A 16,783-nucleotide genomic window follows, 5' to 3' on the forward strand; every position below is an offset into this window, starting at 1 on the left:
TGCTGGTGGTGGTGCTGGTGGTGGTGCTGGTGCCGGTGCCGGTGCTGGCGCAGGAGCTGGTGCGCCCCCACCTCCGCCATGGTGTCCGCCTGCTGCTGGTGCTGGTGCTGGTGCCGGGGTTGGCGCTGGAGCCGGCGCTGGTGCTGGTGCTGGCGTTGGTGCCGGGGTTGGCGCTGGAACTGGAGCCGGTGCAGGTGCAGGTGCAGGTGCGGGCATGGGGTTAGCTGGCGCAGGCATCGGAGCCGGTGCTGCTGGAGCCGGAGCCGGAGCCGGGGCAGGAGTTGTTGGGGCAGGAGCAGGTGCAGGCGCATGGTGAAATACTTCAACTAGCCCAGTACCGCTTTGCGTCGCCGTTATTGCGACACTTGTCGAATTCCCCGTTGGTACTACTGATCTTTTCGATTTACCGGATACGGGTTGCTCTTTGGTGTTGCCGCCAGGAACAGATTCCGCGCAACCAGTGGCAACGCCAATGGATAGCATTCCTGCAATGAGTAACTTAATTTGGTCTAGAAACTTCCGACTGACGCATCGGAATGATAGAAAACAGCGCTTCATGGCGTTCCCTCGTCCTTTTATTCCCCAGGTATATTCTTGTTTTTGCTTATTGACTCGATAGAGTGTCGCTAATTATAGGTTTCCGACTGACTATATTCAATGTGGGGTTTTGTAAATGTCACGAACTAGACGCTTTTTCGCCATCAGGCCCTCTTTTCCTGGGCCACCGCATAGTTCAAAGGCAAAACACAGTAAAAGGTACTACCCTTTCCTGGCGTAGACTCAAAGTTTACCTCGCCATGCATTCCTTTCACCAATGACTGCGTAATACTCAGACCCAAGCCGGTCCCATACGCTTTCCTGGAATCCGATCCATCGGCCCGCGCAAATCGCATAAAAATCCTATCTCTGAAACTTTCTGGTACACCGCAACCATGATCTTTCACATAGATTCTTACGGTGTCGTGCTGCCTCTCCGCGCCAATGTGAACAACGCATCCCGCATCAGAAAATTTGCACGCATTGGATATCAAATTGGAAAGCACCTGCATCATACGATCGATATCTACATATACAGTGATATCATCTTCCAAATAGTTTACTTCCAATTGAATTTTATGTTGAGTTGCATATGCGGCATTGCTTTCGACAGCGGCTACGAGTAATGAATTTACGCCATGCTCGCCAAAATCATACACAATTTTACCGGATTCCATTTTTTCCATATCCAGTATTTCATTAATGAGCACCAGTAATCGCTTGGAGTTTGATAGCGCAATACGCAACATCTTACCTTCTTCTTCACCGACATTTCCGACCACGCCGGCCAGAAGTAAATCCAGCGAGCCTTTGATAGAGGTAATCGGCGTTCTCAATTCATGACTCACCGTTGAGATAAATTCTTTCTTTATACGATCGACTTTTATGCGCTCAGAAATATCCCGTATCGTTCCGACAAAATAAGTGTTACCTTCAATAGTTACGTCACTGACACTAATTTCGATAGGAAATACTTCGCCGTTTTTACGAATCGCATCCAACTGTCGACCTATACCAATACTTATCTGCTCTTTAGTATCACGATAATTCATCAAATAGCCGTCGTGTGTAGAACTCGCAGCATCATCCATTAACATGTTGACACGATTTCCGACCATTTCATCTTCGCTATATCCGAATATGTCCTGCATACTTTGATTGACCGAAACGATCACACCTTTGGCATCAATTGTTATAACGCCGTCACTTACCGTATTCAATACCGTTTGTACCCGCGTCGCGTTATCGATCAATTCCTTTTGCGTATTATTGAGACTCATACTCATTTCGGAAAACGCCGATACCAGACTGGCAATCTCGTTGTTGCGACTGGTGGGTAAGGCAAACCCAAACCGCCCTTTTTGCAGCTTACGGGTTGCTTCAACCAAAGCTGATACCGGTTTACGAATAGTTCTATCCATAAGAAATATCAACACAGCAGAGCTCAGTAGCAACAATCCCATAATCATCCAGGAGAGTTGGCTCAGCGCGCTATTTTCCACGGCGATTACTTCCGACATATCCACGCCGATTTTTAACTTCCCGAGTAATTGCTCCCCAAGCACAATATCCTGCTCTATATATAAAAGATTTTCAGGTGGCACATAGCTCTCGTCCATCGCCGCAGACAAAGGATATAAAGTCCTTCCGTCGATATTCTTCAGCATGACTTCTTTCCACAACCTGTGGACACTCAACTGTTCATCGAGCATTTCATAGACCTGTGAAAGCTGTCTTTTCAATAACGGAGAAACTAGCGCTGATGCGACGGCAGAGGAGACACGAGATTCTGAAGTGACAATTCTTTCTTCGATATGTTGGCTATATTGTGGCTTCCAGTACAGGAATATGTAGCCACTCAGAACGCTAATCTGAGCCGCGAACATCAGAATGATTAGCGCTCGCAATTTCATAATTTTTCATTCAACTAATCGATACGCATAGAACTAATTTTGGCGTATTCTTTCATCTTGGCGAGGCCGACCTGGCTTATCGGTACTTTGGCATATAATTCTTTTCCATTCTGCCTGTCTCCCAGTTCCAAAATAGCTGCCTTCAGTCGTTCTACTGCCTTATCAGACATGCGTGGATGAACCGCAATTGGATGTGGAGGATAGGCATCGGTCTCGTAGAGTATATGCAAGGCATCCTGCAACTTTGGACTCTGTTGACGCAATGTACGCAAGACGCCTCCACCGGCATCCGTCATTCCCAAAACCACATTCAAATAGACAGAGTCGTGATTACCAACAAAGATGGACTTCATTTCTATATTATGTCGATTCTGTAGCTCGAAGCGTGTTAGCTGCGATGCCCCAAAAGCATTCGGCGCAGGCAAAGCGAGCTGTTTACCACGCAGTTGATCCAAGGTCGTGATACCGCCATTTTTCTTCACCACGATGATTCCGCGTAATGAACGTGATACGTCTTTCACAATGGGGAGGTAACCTTGCACTTTATTGGCAACAGTAATGTGATATGGGTTGAGATAAACAATATCGAAGTTTCCAGATTGAAAACTCGATTCAAATTCCGGAATATTTGCCGACTGCATTAGTTCAAGTTCATAGCCGGTCATTTCGCCGAGCGCGTGCAAAATCGGTTGCCACACGCTATGCAATTGCCGCGCATCATATTGAGGGACAACGCCGACAGTAAACTTTTCCTGCGCGCTTGCGACTGTGATCGAGGACAACAAAAGTAGTCCCACGCACGTAAAGAAGTCGCTAAATTGTTTCAAAATATTTCCTTAATTTATTACACTTTTCCGATCTTTACTTATCGGTATAACTGCAAACACAAATAAGTCGTAATTACTGGTCTTATTTATCTTCCCCTCGATAGTCGTGATAATTTTGTGATAACTCGGTGATGATCACGTGAATGCCTCCTCCTAGTATGGCTTCGTCAATCTATTCAATTGCGTATCTTTTACGGAGGTAATATGAAATACAAATCACAGATTCTACTGAGTGCTCTCGGGCTTGCGCTGACGGCTCAATCCGCGTCCGCTGCCGATGTATCGGTCAATATCACCAATCTGAGTCACGGTAACCATTTCACGCCTTTGTTGGTTACAGCGCACGACACCATGACGCATCTGTTTCAAGAGGGAATGGCGGCATCGGCAAACCTGCGTGCGATGGCTGAGTGCGGAGACATCTCCGGACTGCTAAGCGATGCTGGCGGTGCCGATATGGATACCGTAGAAAACCCGGCCATGGGTCTACTCGCACCCGGAGCAAATGCCACGGCTATGTTGATGACCAATAGCACAAACACAAAACTATCAGTAGTTGCGATGATACTGCCGACTAACGATGGTTTTGTCGGCGTAGACAGCCTGGACATACCGCAAACAGCGGGTACTTATACCTATTATCTGAATGGCTACGATGCCGGTACGGAAGCAAACGATGAAACACTGCCTGGTACCGATTGCGCTCCTGGTGTCGCTGGTATTCCTGCAGCGCCAAACGGCGACGGTGGAATGAATGGCTCCGGCGTAGCTATGGCCGACAGCAATACAACAGTACACATTCATCGCGGTGTTTTAGGCGATAGCGACGCAAGCGCTGGCAAGAGCGACCTGGATAGCAGCATCCATCGTTGGCAGAACCCGATTGCAAAACTTGTCATCACAGTGCAATAAACCGGAGGTCTTATGAAACGACTTTTAAGTACAAGTCTGTTGGGACTGACAAGCCTGACAATGGGCGCGTGTTTTCACAGTGATGACAATATGGAAAATGGGCATAGCCACGAAGCCATGTATGAAGTCAGCATTGTGAATCTCAGCAACCACCAGGTACTCACGCCGCCGGCGGTGATCATACACGATAACACCTATAAGCCGTGGCAACTCGGTCACGCCTCGTCTGTCGCATTGGAAAAACTGGCAGAAGGCGGTGATACCACCGACTTCGTCGCGGAAGCGATGATGCACAATGGCGTGTACACAACAAAGGTGATTAGTGCGGCACCTATCGCACCGGGGGCGTCATCTAAGGCAACACTGAGTACAGAACATGGTGCATCACTCTCTCTCAGTCTGGCGAGCATGTTGGCCAATACCAATGATGCCTTTACTGGTATCAACAGTGCGGATATCGCAACGCTCGCTCAAGGTGAGTCAATAGAGATGCTTGCACACGTGTATGACGCAGGCACAGAAGCCAACACCGAAGCCATGGGTACTATTCCTGGACCGGCCGACGGCGGCACCGGATTTGATGCTATGCGCGATGATCTGATTGATGCCATTGTGGTGCATGCCGGCGTTGTCAGCAAAGACGATGGACTCAGCACATCGGTACTGGATGAATCCCATCGTTGGAATGGACCCGTTGCCAGGATCGTAATCACGCGGATATAACACTCGTAGTGAGGGGGTTATCCCCTCACTTTCTTTTCCCCTACCCTGGATTTATACCCGGATAAGCGCCTGAATCGGGCAAAATCGCTGTCTTCTGTTATAATCCCCCCGCTTAAATAAAACACGTCAATAGGGGATTTGTATGACTAGCGCAACCGCACGCCATATTCTGGTATCGACAGAACAAGAATGTAGTGATTTAAAAGCACAAATTGAAGACGGCGCAGATTTCGGTGATATCGCCCGCCAATATTCTTCCTGCCCATCAGGCGCGCAAGGTGGAGACCTGGGTGAATTCGGTCCAGGTATGATGGTACCTGAATTTGACAAAGTCGTATTCAGCGCAGAAGTGGGAACCGTACAAGGCCCTGTACGCACGCAGTTCGGCTATCACTTACTGGAAGTCACCAGCCGCACCGAATAGTTGTTTGTATGCAGATCGTTCTTATCATCAGCACCGCAATCCTTGCGCTAGCCCTGGTCTTTTTTCTATCGCTGCGTCGACGTTATAACGCCGCCATGAATGTCATCATGGCGCGCTATACCTTCGACCGACTCAATCGAAATCAACAGGCACAGATCAAGGAAGTGGCGCAGCAACTGGTCAAGCAACGCGGACTCAACATCGAGGGCTATGCCCACGATGTCGAACGATACGGATGGTATGCGCAGGCCATGCGCCAGCTCAGCATTCCATCGAAACTGCCAGAGAATCCAAAATGGCATGTCATCGCTAATCCGACAAAGGCCTTAAAGCGCCGTGATTTTCTGATCGGATTTGTCAGCGGCCTGGTCAAGCAACATTATTCCATCGATATACAATTGTCCTGAAGGTGTAATATGCCCTACTACGTATTCAAATATGAAAATTCTGAAATGGCGCGACTCCAGCCCATGGAATTACTCGAACAGTTTGATGCCTTTAAAGAGGCATCGAACTACGCCAAAACCAAACGTGCTGAACTCGAATCCACCTCGAATATGATTATCAAAGTCATGTTTGGGGAAAACCAGGTTTCTGCAGAAGAACAATTGCGCGAAAAACGCGATCCGCGACCGACAGGCGAGGAATAAAATTATGATACTTGCGGTACAAATTGATGAGCAGACTTACGATGTTGATGTTCCGAAAGAGCTGATTAAAGACGCCGAAGAATTTTATCGCAAGATAGACGAGGACATGGATGAGGGCTGGCAATTAGGCCGTGACTGGATATCACGTCCTGATGCGCTGCAACGCTGCCAAATCGTCGCTGATAAAATACTGGATGGCTTCGAAAAGGAAAACGAACAACTCGTTATAATGATGTGCGGTTATATTCTGAGTCGCATGCCGTCGGCTCGACAAATCAATATCGATACCAACGGCGAAGCTGCGAAGACAGAAATTATTACCTGACCAGCCTTTCGGCCGGTGCTAAATCTTATTGGTGACTCGCCTTTACCTTGATCGCATTGTCTTTGATGTAGCTGACAATGTCATGCACCTGCTTTTCATTCAATTCACTACGAAACGGGGGCATGAACTCGCTCAGGCCATGGGGCCCGCCGCCATCGAGGATAACACCGACCAGATAATCATGTGGACGATCGATGTAAAAACCGACGGTCAGATTTGATGGTGGCCTACTCCCCTGTTTGATATAAATACTCGCCATTCTGCCCTGTCCATCGAGCTTGGGCCCGTGACATCTATCGCAATAGTTGGTATACAGCTTCTTCCCTTCAGCGATACTGGCCTGGTTCAACTCTCCTGCATAGGCATTTAAGCCGGAAAACCCCAGCAATACCGTTATAGAAATTGCCAGATAAAAAAGTCTTTGTGTCATCTCCCTGGTCCCTGTTGGTTTAGTAAGCGTTTCAAGAACTGACAGTCAGCAATTTTCAAACCAGTTACCCAGGTTAGCATTCATTCATCCTTCACGGCATTTTTCAGGCTATAATCGCCCATCTCGCGAAACGGATGACACCAGATGACAGGGCAAAATACCAACGCAAACAACAAAATTCGCATGACGGAATACAGTCATGGCTCAGGCTGTGGTTGCAAAATCGCGCCACGACTGTTGGAAGATATACTCCGCACCGAAACTCCCGGGCCAATATACCCTGAATTACTGGTGGGATATGACACCCGCGACGACGCTGCCGTCTATGATACCGGCAACGGTTTTTCCGTCATCAGCACCACCGACTTTTTCATGCCTATCGTGGACGATCCCTTTGAATTTGGACAAATTGCCGCCACCAACGCGATTAGCGATGTCTACGCCATGGGCGGCAAACCGCTGATGGCAATCTCCATATTTGGCTGGCCGATAGACAAACTCGGTCCCGAGGTTGCCAGTCAGGTGATTGAAGGCGGACGACACGCTTGTCGACTGGCCGGAATTCCCCTCGCCGGTGGTCATTCTATAGACTGTCCTGAACCGATATTCGGCCTTGCCGTTACCGGTCAAGTGGAAAACCAGCACATCAAGCGCAATGACAAGGCAACAGCGGGATGCAAACTCTATCTAACCAAGCCGCTGGGCATTGGCATATTGACCACAGCACAAAAAAAGAAATTGCTTGATGCCCGCCACGCACGACTGGCGCCGGAAACCATGTGCCAACTAAACAAGGCGGGCAGTACTTTTGGAAAACTCGACTGCGTAAAGGCCATGACCGATGTCACCGGATTTGGTTTGATGGGGCATTTGAGTGAGATGTGTGAGGGTAGCGGTCTGCGCGCCATTATCCGCTACGAAGATGTACCAAAACTCGCAGAGGTGGAACATTACCTCGCCCTCGGTTGTTCGCCCGGTGGCGCGCAACGCAATTTTGATAGTTACGGTCACAAGCTTGCGCCGATGACTGAACAACAACAAAAAATTCTATGTGATCCGCAGACATCGGGTGGATTGCTGGTCGCCGTCAGCACTGAAGGCGAAGCCGAATTTTTACGCGTTGCCGATCAAGAAGGTTTATCCCTTAGCGCGATCGGTGAGTTGTGCGCAGACCTTCCTGACGATGACGGGCATGTTTTGATCAAAGTGGTTTAGTGTGGACGAATTAAAAGAACTGCCCCAGGTCGACGATTACCGACAGTTGTTTATCCAGGATACACCTATGATCGATGTGCGTGCGCCCGTCGAGTTTCATCAGGGTGCTTTTCCGCACGTCGATAATTTACCTCTCATGGACGACGATGATCGTCGCGAAATTGGTATTCGTTATAAAGAGTCGGGGCAGGAGCAAGCCATACTACTCGGCAAGACTCGCGTCAGTGGCAATGTCAAAACTGAACGGGTCGATGCCTGGGCCAACTTTGTGAGAAACCATCCCCAGGGCGTGCTCTATTGTTTTCGCGGTGGTCTGCGTTCCAAGATCAGTCAATTCTGGATTTACGAAAAGACCGGCATCATTTATCCGCGAGTAAAGGGCGGATACAAGGCTATGCGACACTTTTTGCTGGAGACCTTGCAGGCCGTCGAACACCATATGCAGGCCATCGTCATTGGTGGACGCACCGGTACAGGTAAAACCCTGTTACTCAATCAGACGCAACACAAAATTGATCTGGAAGGTATTTATCATCATCGCGGTTCGGCCTTTGGCAATCATGCAAAACCGCAACCCTCGCAGATCGATATTGAAAACGCGCTCGCTATCGCGTGGCTTAAGCTACAACATGCCGGGGTGAGTACTGTCATTATGGAAGATGAAGCGGCCAACATCGGTTCCCGTCGCATACCAGATACCTTTATCGAAAAATTGAAGACTTCGCCGCTGATTTTACTCGAAGAAGATATCGATACCCGAGCGAACAATGTATTCAACGATTACATAGTCGATGCCTTGCAGGAACATCGCAATGTGCATGGCGAGGAAATCGGCAACATCGCATGGGCGGAAAACCTGAGGGCCTCGCTGAGAAAGATTGAACGACGTCTTGGCGGAAAACGATTTCAGGATTTGAACGCACTGCTTGAAGAGGCGCTCTTACAGCACCGTGAAAGCAACGAAACCGATTATTTCCGATCACTGATACGTCAGCTACTGGTCGATTACTACGACCCGATGTACGACTTCCAGTTAGCCAAAAAAACCGAGCGCGTCATATTCAAAGGCGATACGGCAGCGGTACTTAGCTATTTGCGCGAACATCACCAGGTGGTTTGAATTTCGACTCGCTAAATTCTTATGTCCCTGGGGTCTGGTCGTCTCAAGGTAAACTTCAATACCTTGCTGCTCATCTTTTTGGCCTTTTCCAACTCACTACGCCTGAAATATTTTTTCGATGCGGATTGTGGATCTAAATACAAACCATGCGCTAGCAGGGAGAGACGCTCCTCGCGATTATCCGTAAAACGCGCCTCAACCATATAGGCCCAGGCAGCAGTTGGATTGAACAGACGTTCATGCCTCGCCCATTTTTTGGCAAGCTCAGCATAGACAATTTGCTGTGTATCTTCGTAGAGCCAGAGAAACACCTGGTTAAAGGTATACCAGATATCGATCAAATCACCTTCCTGTTGTTTCTTGCGTACTATTGCGCGCTCTATCTGTGCCACCGCACGCTGATGATCACCGCGTTTACCTGCCAACAAGGCTTGCGCCAAATAGTAGTACGCACTCTGTGATGTCAATTCGGACAGGTATTTCTCCACATATTCTGTTTTATCCTGGCGCAGGTAGGCGCGTACATAATACGGCAAGCCATACGCACCGAAGGCCAGATCATGACTGATATAGCGTGAGCGTTTCGCGAACGCCGCTACAGCAGTCTCCAGTTCATCATTGAGTAACGCCACATAGGCATCGAGAAAAAGTTGGTGTTCATTTATGTCTAATTCACCTTGCTTTAAATCGCTGTCTTTGTTTGCGACTACATCCGGACCAATTTTCGTATTGAGGTGGGATTTGCGTTCCCGTACATACACCTGACCATCGGGCTTTACGGAAAACACTTTTTCGTCGTCGTACTGGCGCAACAAATGAGAAACTGAAACGGGTTTCTCTTTGTCCTCCACAAAATACTTGAACACAAAACGATTGCGACACACAGATTGATTCTTATCGCCAGAATAATCTTTCAACCACTTTTCCACCTCGCCTGGCTGCATATTCTGGATTCGACTATTGACCGCAGCCGCGGCCCACACCGGGCTTCCCGGGTCTTTGCTTAACAGCGAGTTGAACAAGGCGGAGGCAATTTCATTATGACCAAAGGCATACAATAAATTGAGATAAGCCGCATACATTTCATGCGCATTATATCGTTTGCCGATATAGCCGCTGAGTTTCGCCGCAGTCACCAAATCATCCTCATACATCGCAAGCATCCACTCCGACATCAGGCTGATCGCGGAAAAGGTGTGTAGCTTTTTTGACAATTCCAATAATGGCCTGGCCTGCTCATAGGCGCCAAAACTGGCGAGCAACATACCACCATTTCCCGCCTCATTGGAAACGGCAACTTTATTTTCACCTTCGTAATCGCTAAATACGGGATACTGCCAAAAAACATTTTCAGCTTCTGAAAACTTCCCTTCATCGATTAATAACTGACCCAATCCGAAATAACCGTCCCAAACTCTTGGATCAGATTTCATCAGCCCTGAAAATATTTCTTTGGCCTGCTCAAAAGAGGATGTCCTGATGGCTCTCGAGGCGAAATAATTTTCTCTAACGAGCGCGCCGTGAAAGCGATGTTTCTCTCGCGCGATCAAGGCCTCAATATCTGCCACTCTTTCTTGTTCGTTCAAGGCATCGACGACATCTTTAAATGTCGAGAAGTCACTAATGGCATACTTTAGCGCCAGCAGAGCGTTGCTAAGAAATGCTTCACTCCGTTCCTCTCCCAGATCTCTATCGGTAATAGTCGTATTTGTTGTCCAATAGGAACGGCGCGGAAAATCGGTATTGAAAAATGGCAGGACCTGTCGCCTGGTCATCAAATGATTGACGCTGGAAATTGCATTGGCGGTTTGTCCTTGCTCCCAGTAATAGACACTATACGCAAGTGAAAACCCACGTTTTTCAAAATTGTCCTTAATCGTTCCCGAGGATTCCTGTGCCAGTTTGTCCAGGGCCTTGGCCTCTAACCACATTAGGGACGGAAGACCGGCGTAGGTTACGCGGTATTGATCTATCAGCGATTTCGCCTCTCTAGGCTTGCCCTTATTTATCAACTGAATTTCAATCGCACGCAGATTAAAAATAATCGAAAGGTCTTCCAGGTAGTTAAGAAAATCCAGTTTCGACACCACGCCGATATCCTGGTCACAACACAAATGGCTGGCGAACTTATTTCTGTAATCGCTGATATGTGTATAGGGTGATAGTTCGCTCTCCAGCACCTGACCTGTGCCACCAAAAACCATTTGCGAGGCAAACATGTCTTTTGCGCTGGCGCCACTCAGTGGCAGCTTGCTGTCTAACAGCGTTTTGATCTCGAGGTTCGATTGATAAAACCAGACATAACCGTAGGACAAACGACGCAAAACCAGCGGTTCCCACTCGCCATAGGTCTTGGCAATCTGCGCCAATTCATCTTTGATATTGACACTCTTCTCATATTTCCAGTGCAAATCGTACAGCTCTATCTGTGACAGTAGACGCATATAGGGATTGTCGATCTTGCCTGCTGCGGCCTTTAATCCTGCATAATCACCATCAAGATAGAATCGCAAGGCAAGCGCCGTTTGGTCCCCATTTTTTTCCAGCAGCGCTAAAGCTGCAGGTCGGCGATACAAATGCGCAAGCGCACGCGCCTTAATCACCTGGTAGCGCATGTCTTTGGTTTTGATACGCTCCAACACCGCCAGGGATCGCACAAAAAACGCGTCACGATGTCGCGTGTGTTGCAGAGGTAATAGCGCGCCCATAATTTGTAGATTAATGGCCTGTTGATAATCATCGACATGATGGTTTTCAAGAATGTCGCTTATCGCAAACAATTTCTCGGCCGCCGCTAGTTGTTTTACGGTTTTGGGTTCAACGGTATTGGCATCTATCCATAATGACAATTCAGGCAGGTGTTTTTGAAAAACATCAAGCGGTAGGCTTTCATCACTGAAGCTCAGATCCGTCCATTCCCGCTGCGCAAAATTATCTTTGTTGTCAAAGCCACCCTGTGTGTTACGCGTCTGTACGATGGCGGTGATGTCCAGTTTCAAATCCAGTTCATGCCCCACAAACACCCACACAATTTTTTCGGCCTTGAGCAGGTTTGCCAGTTGATAGACATGTTTGCCACTGTGGCGACGCAAACCACGGCCCAAGGCTTGCTCGACCAGTGCAGGATCGATAATAGCCTGCCCATGATGACGACGCAGATGTTCTGCCAACAGTTGCGCCATTGCCAATCGACCAGGTCTGTCGATCGCATGTTTCTGCACTTGTACGGGAAGGAGCAATATTTTGGTGTTGCGATGATTTAGCAATTCGAGGGCGCTTTTACTCTCCTGACTAAGCCATTGCGCCGCCTCGGGTTGCTCTGCCTGCTGGGTGATCTGACTAAAAATGTCTGCAGACGGTCCGGCGTCAGCGACCGAGGAAAATACCGATGTGAGTAAAACAACGCCAAACAGGCCTTTTATCATTTTCATTATCAATAGCCACACCCCAATACTAACGCAAAAGACGAGGTATCTGCTGAAGGAGTCTGCAAACGAGTGAGAACAAGACAAAGCCAGACAGGCAAACCCGATGAAATCTTCTAAGCAGGTATTTGCTTGTTAGCCGTCTTGTTCAGGAGATACCCAGGCACATTATTCCTGAAGCCCCGGGCGGAATCAATTTGGCAGGCACAAACAAAAAAGGCGTGGAGCTGTCACACTCCACGCCTTTTATTGATCCTCGACTAAGGACTGACCTGCACAACTACCGATGGTGGTGTGGTGTCGTATTGGCCAAATGCGTTTCGAACCAATAAGGTCACGACAAAAGTACCGACCTGATTGAAGGAAATCGTGCCGGGGTTTTGTGTTTCGATATTGCGTGCCGCGCCACCAAAACTCCACTGGAAGATCAGTTGGCCAGCACCAGAAGGATCAAAGCCCATACCTGAGAACTGCAGAGACTGACCTACTCGAATCTGCACAAAAGACGAACTGGGCGATACGATATATCCTTCCGGACCACTAACACCAGCCACCGGTGGGAATGGGCTTCCCCCTATCGGCGCTCCGCCAATTGGCGCACCTATCGGCGGTGTTGGGAATGGATTAGCGATCGGTGACTGAAAACCCTGTTGCACCGTTACCACCCGTTGATCGAAGACATTCACTGGCGCGCCATTGATGCTACCTGTGATCTGCAATGTCACGAAAAACGTTCCCGGCGTTGTGAACTGTACCGGCTGAGGATTACGGAAATTACTCGGCGCGGCGGCACCACCAAAATTCCATTGGTAATTAATATTGTTACCATTGATCTGGTTCGCCTCGAAGTTCACGCTATCACCCACATTGATTACCACATCCCCGCTTGGCGTAAGTATCCCGCCTCCGGTAAATGGTAATCCGGCTGGTGGTTGCGGAAGATTAGGCTGTCCGACAGGCGGCGCAGGAAGCGATGGTTGCAACACCGTGATCACGCGACGATCAAAGACATTGAGTGGCACACCATTAAGCGTTCCGGTTACCGTCAATGACACAAAGTACGTTCCGGGTGTCGTAAAACGTACCGGGTCCGGACGACGATCATTGCTAGATCGGGCTGCTGCACCAAAATCCCACAGATATGTTGCGATGGCACCAGTTAAACGGTTGGCTTCGAAGTTAACCGTGTCACCCACATTAATCACCAAATCTGTTGCTGGCGAAACAATACCGGTACCCAAAGGCACTTGCCCTGCAGGGAAACCAGGCGGCAACGTCGGTGGAAATGGTGATGCACCTGGCGGTAGAGCCCCGTTTGTTTGCATGACCGTGATATTGCGTTGATCAAAAATATTTACGGGAACGCCCGCAGCATCAGTACCTGATATTCTTACTGCAATTGTAAAGGTACCAATTCGATCAAAAGTCACTGTTGCGCTTCGACGCGTACTATTGTTACGCAATCCAGCGAATTCCCAGTTGTAGTTGAGATTCGCACCTGGAGGATCGATCGCCTCGAAACGAATCTGACTGCCGAGATTCACGACGGTATCCGCTGCTGGTGAGACTATGCCTGCCGTTGCACCGTTTATCGGATTGCCAGGAAAAGGTGGAAATGGATTCGGCGCCGGTGATGGTGGAAATGCGGGATTCTGTTGCATAACCGTAATCACGCGTTGATCGAATATGTTTATCGGAATTCCCGCGCTCGTACCCGTCACCTGTAAGGTCACGAAGAAAGTTCCTGGCGTATTAAAACTCACCGTACCTGGCGACTGTCGATTGCTATTGCCGCGTACGCTACCAAAGTTCCAGTTATAGTTGAGATTCGCACCGGGAATATTGATGGCCTGGAAATTAACCTCGTTGCCGACATAAATCACCATGTCCGTGGCTGGCGAAACAATACCGCTGTTCGCCGCAATAGGATTAACACCTCCACCCGGCGGTGGCAGATTTGGTAGTGGCGTTCCGGTCACGCTGACACGCACTGACTCGCGATCGGAAACCTGTTGTCCGCTCAGCACATCTGTTCCGGTAACGCGCAGGTGCACATGATAATTTCCCGGATCCGTGAAGATGTATTGCCCAGGTGATTGCTGATTGGAAGTAAACACATCCCGATCATTGTCCTGTCGATGGATACGCCATTCATAAGTAATGTTACTGACCGTCTGAGCATTACGCGCCTCACCCATCAGAAATATCGGTGTACCCAGGGTCACTGAAGTATTGTCTGTTGGAGAGGTAATACTTGCATCTACATTACTCGGCGCTCGAACCGTAATCGTGCGCGTCGCCGGATTACCCACGACGTTACCGGTCTGATCGGTGACATAAAATGTCACGAAGAACTGCCCCGGAATTGGAAAGGTGATGTTACCCGGTGTTGGCAGATTGGAATTCGCGGCCGCGCCACCAAAGGTCCAGAAATATTGAAAAAGCCCTGGATTATTATTGGCACTGGCCTGACCGCTAAAGAATACCGATTCACCCGGACGTATTGTAACGTCTGACTGTGGCGAAATTATCGTGGTTGCCAGTACGCCATTGACTGGCGGAGTTCCTGCGAAGGGATCGATAACGGTAATTCTGCGCTTGGGTGGATTCGGGTCTTTTGTACCAAGCGCATCGGTGACCGTCATTTCAATTTCGAAGATACCTGGTGTCGTAAACGTCACCGCGCCTGCAGCACCAACCGGGCTCATATAAATATTCGGTGCTAGCCGTTCAAACTCCCACGAGTAATATAGCGCGCCACTATTATCGGGATCATAGCCAGTGGCATCGAAAAATAAACTTTCACCAACGTTAATCGTCACGTCATTCATTGGCGAAGTAATCATGCCTACGGGCGCCTGATTTGCGGCAGCCACTCCTGCGCCCACGACCACCGTAACAGTCGCAGGCACCGGACTACGTAGACCAAAAGTACTGGTTGCATAAAGGCTAACGATATAAGTGCCCGCACGTGAAAACGGAACCGCGCCAGGAGTCGCGCCAAACTGTGGTGGAAAAATTCCAGAGAAATCCCATTCAAAGGTGAAGCTTTGTGAGTTCAAATCATCGGTTGCCGTACCACTGAAAAACAATGTCTCACCGACATTGATATTTACCGTGCCATTCACGGCGACAGGAGACAAAATCGTCGGTGTTGGCGTAGTCGCCAGGGTGGTGTTTGGATCTGTCACCGTTACTGAACGCAAGGCAGGCGTGGGATCAACATTGCCTGCGCCGTCGGTTACATAGAGTCTGATTAAATACGTGCCAGCGGTGTTAAACCACAACGGTCCAGGATTCTGTACCGCAGAATTTGGCGCGACCCCAGCCAGATCCCAACGAAAACTAAACGGCGGCACCACTGCACTTCCGATAACTGTCGCCTGCAGATCGACGCTTTGTCCAACCGCGATCGTGACATCCTGCGGCGGACTGAGTATGACGCCGTTAGGAATGTTTGCCAGGTCTACCGGGTTGGCAACCACTTTGACGCCATTCGGTATATCAGTGGCCGCTATAGCTCTGCCTCTCACCCCCTGTGAGTTGGCAGAGCAATTAGCTGGCGCATTCTGTACCGGGATGGTTGTCATCCCTTCCGGCAGATCCACGTGCACATCACAGGCAGCGACGGTCGAACTGGCTGACCAGTATCCTTCGTCGTCAACGCTAGCGTGACCGATTACCGCGCCGTTCGCAGCATCGTGTATCTGTACCGTATCCACCTTGGAAGATGCTATTCCGGAAACAAGCAGGGTTTGCGTGTCCTCTTCCCAAACAGCGTTGGCGTTCACATCCACGCCTGTTGGTAATTGCTCACAAGCGCTGAAAAAAAATATCGCTAGTATTAAATAGGATATTGCTATGGTGGTCTCACTAACTATAGAGCGAGCATTCGTTCTCCATGTATTCATTGTAATCTGGCTCCCCGTGTTTGCTCATTGCACTGACTGCGTGGCTGCTTGGTCTAATTTTTTTACACATAATTGAAAGGACGACGCAGCACCGTAGGCGTGCCAGCGTTCCAGGCGAATACACATTTGTGGTAACAACATGGAGTACCGATGCGTGATGTCACACACCTAGTTTTTTTAGGAAATAAAGCAAATAACGATAAAGCAGGATTCTGTTATTTTTTATTTTTTCTACGCAACCCAATGCGCTATTCATCTCCTGTATACAATGGCAGCACCCCTTCCCACATGCGCCATGTTGCCATACTGCCCTTCAAGTTTGAAATGGGACTGAATTTCTCGGATTAAAAATCAATGTTTGAGCGTTTGAT

General features: G+C 48.9%; 14 protein-coding genes. 9 read left to right on the forward strand and 5 right to left on the reverse strand.

The window, feature by feature from the left end; genetic code table 11:
* Positions 1–316: hypothetical protein (locus OEZ43_11085; protein ID MDH5546130.1), on the forward strand; the 316-nt coding region annotated here is incomplete at its 5' end.
* 385 nt (positions 317–701) lie between these two features.
* On the opposite strand, the gene OEZ43_11090 is transcribed toward OEZ43_11085, so the two are convergent.
* A complete protein-coding gene (locus OEZ43_11090; protein ID MDH5546131.1) occupies positions 702–2,450 on the reverse strand; it encodes a PAS domain S-box protein in 1,749 nt (582 codons plus the stop codon).
* Between the two features lie 14 nt (positions 2,451–2,464).
* Positions 2,465–3,277, reverse strand: a complete 813-nt coding sequence (locus OEZ43_11095; protein MDH5546132.1) for a phosphate/phosphite/phosphonate ABC transporter substrate-binding protein — start codon at positions 3,275–3,277, stop codon at positions 2,465–2,467.
* A gap of 204 nt (positions 3,278–3,481) precedes the next feature.
* Here OEZ43_11095 and OEZ43_11100 point away from each other — a divergent pair, with 204 nt between their 5' ends.
* The 6 genes from OEZ43_11100 to OEZ43_11125 all read left to right on the forward strand — a co-directional run bounded on the left by OEZ43_11100 (position 3,482) and on the right by OEZ43_11125 (position 6,311).
* A complete protein-coding gene (locus OEZ43_11100) occupies positions 3,482–4,189 on the forward strand; it encodes a spondin domain-containing protein (protein ID MDH5546133.1) in 708 nt (235 codons plus the stop codon).
* Between the two features lie 12 nt (positions 4,190–4,201).
* Positions 4,202–4,912 (forward strand): spondin domain-containing protein, encoded by a 711-nt coding sequence (locus OEZ43_11105; protein ID MDH5546134.1) that lies wholly within the window; start codon positions 4,202–4,204, stop codon positions 4,910–4,912.
* Positions 4,913–5,054: 142 nt separating this feature from the next.
* Positions 5,055–5,336, forward strand: coding sequence for a peptidylprolyl isomerase (locus tag OEZ43_11110; protein MDH5546135.1), 282 nt, complete (start codon positions 5,055–5,057; stop codon positions 5,334–5,336).
* A gap of 8 nt (positions 5,337–5,344) precedes the next feature.
* Positions 5,345–5,743 carry a hypothetical protein gene (locus OEZ43_11115; GenBank protein ID MDH5546136.1) on the forward strand — a complete coding sequence of 133 codons (399 nt, stop codon included), beginning with the start codon at positions 5,345–5,347 and terminating at the stop codon, positions 5,741–5,743.
* A 9-nt stretch (positions 5,744–5,752) separates the two neighbouring features.
* On the forward strand, positions 5,753–5,986 hold the full coding sequence (locus OEZ43_11120; GenBank protein ID MDH5546137.1) for a hypothetical protein: 234 nt from the start codon (positions 5,753–5,755) through the stop codon (positions 5,984–5,986).
* Between the two features lie 4 nt (positions 5,987–5,990).
* Positions 5,991–6,311, forward strand: coding sequence for a hypothetical protein (locus OEZ43_11125; protein ID MDH5546138.1), 321 nt, complete (start codon positions 5,991–5,993; stop codon positions 6,309–6,311).
* Positions 6,312–6,336: 25 nt separating this feature from the next.
* Here the strand turns inward: OEZ43_11125 and OEZ43_11130 are convergent, their stop codons facing one another.
* Positions 6,337–6,741, reverse strand: a complete 405-nt coding sequence (locus OEZ43_11130; protein MDH5546139.1) for a cytochrome c — start codon at positions 6,739–6,741, stop codon at positions 6,337–6,339.
* Positions 6,742–6,885: 144 nt separating this feature from the next.
* Between OEZ43_11130 and selD the strand changes: the two genes are divergently transcribed.
* Together selD and mnmH are read left to right on the forward strand one after the other, a co-directional pair.
* On the forward strand, positions 6,886–7,956 hold the full coding sequence (gene selD, locus OEZ43_11135) for a selenide, water dikinase SelD (GenBank protein MDH5546140.1): 1,071 nt from the start codon (positions 6,886–6,888) through the stop codon (positions 7,954–7,956).
* Position 7,957: 1 nt separating this feature from the next.
* Entirely contained in the window at positions 7,958–9,076 is a 1,119-nt protein-coding gene (mnmH, locus tag OEZ43_11140; protein ID MDH5546141.1) for a tRNA 2-selenouridine(34) synthase MnmH, read from the forward strand.
* A gap of 11 nt (positions 9,077–9,087) precedes the next feature.
* Here mnmH and OEZ43_11145 read toward each other — a convergent pair whose 3' ends face one another.
* On the reverse strand, positions 9,088–12,507 hold the full coding sequence (locus OEZ43_11145; protein ID MDH5546142.1) for a hypothetical protein: 3,420 nt from the start codon (positions 12,505–12,507) through the stop codon (positions 9,088–9,090).
* Positions 12,508–12,761: 254 nt separating this feature from the next.
* Complete coding sequence (locus OEZ43_11150; GenBank protein ID MDH5546143.1) at positions 12,762–16,412, reverse strand: PKD domain-containing protein; 3,651 nt, start codon at positions 16,410–16,412, stop codon at positions 12,762–12,764.
* Positions 16,413–16,783 lie beyond the last annotated feature (371 nt).

Source organism: Gammaproteobacteria bacterium, from assembly GCA_029881255.1.
GTDB lineage: Bacteria > Pseudomonadota > Gammaproteobacteria > S012-40 > S012-40 > JAOUMY01.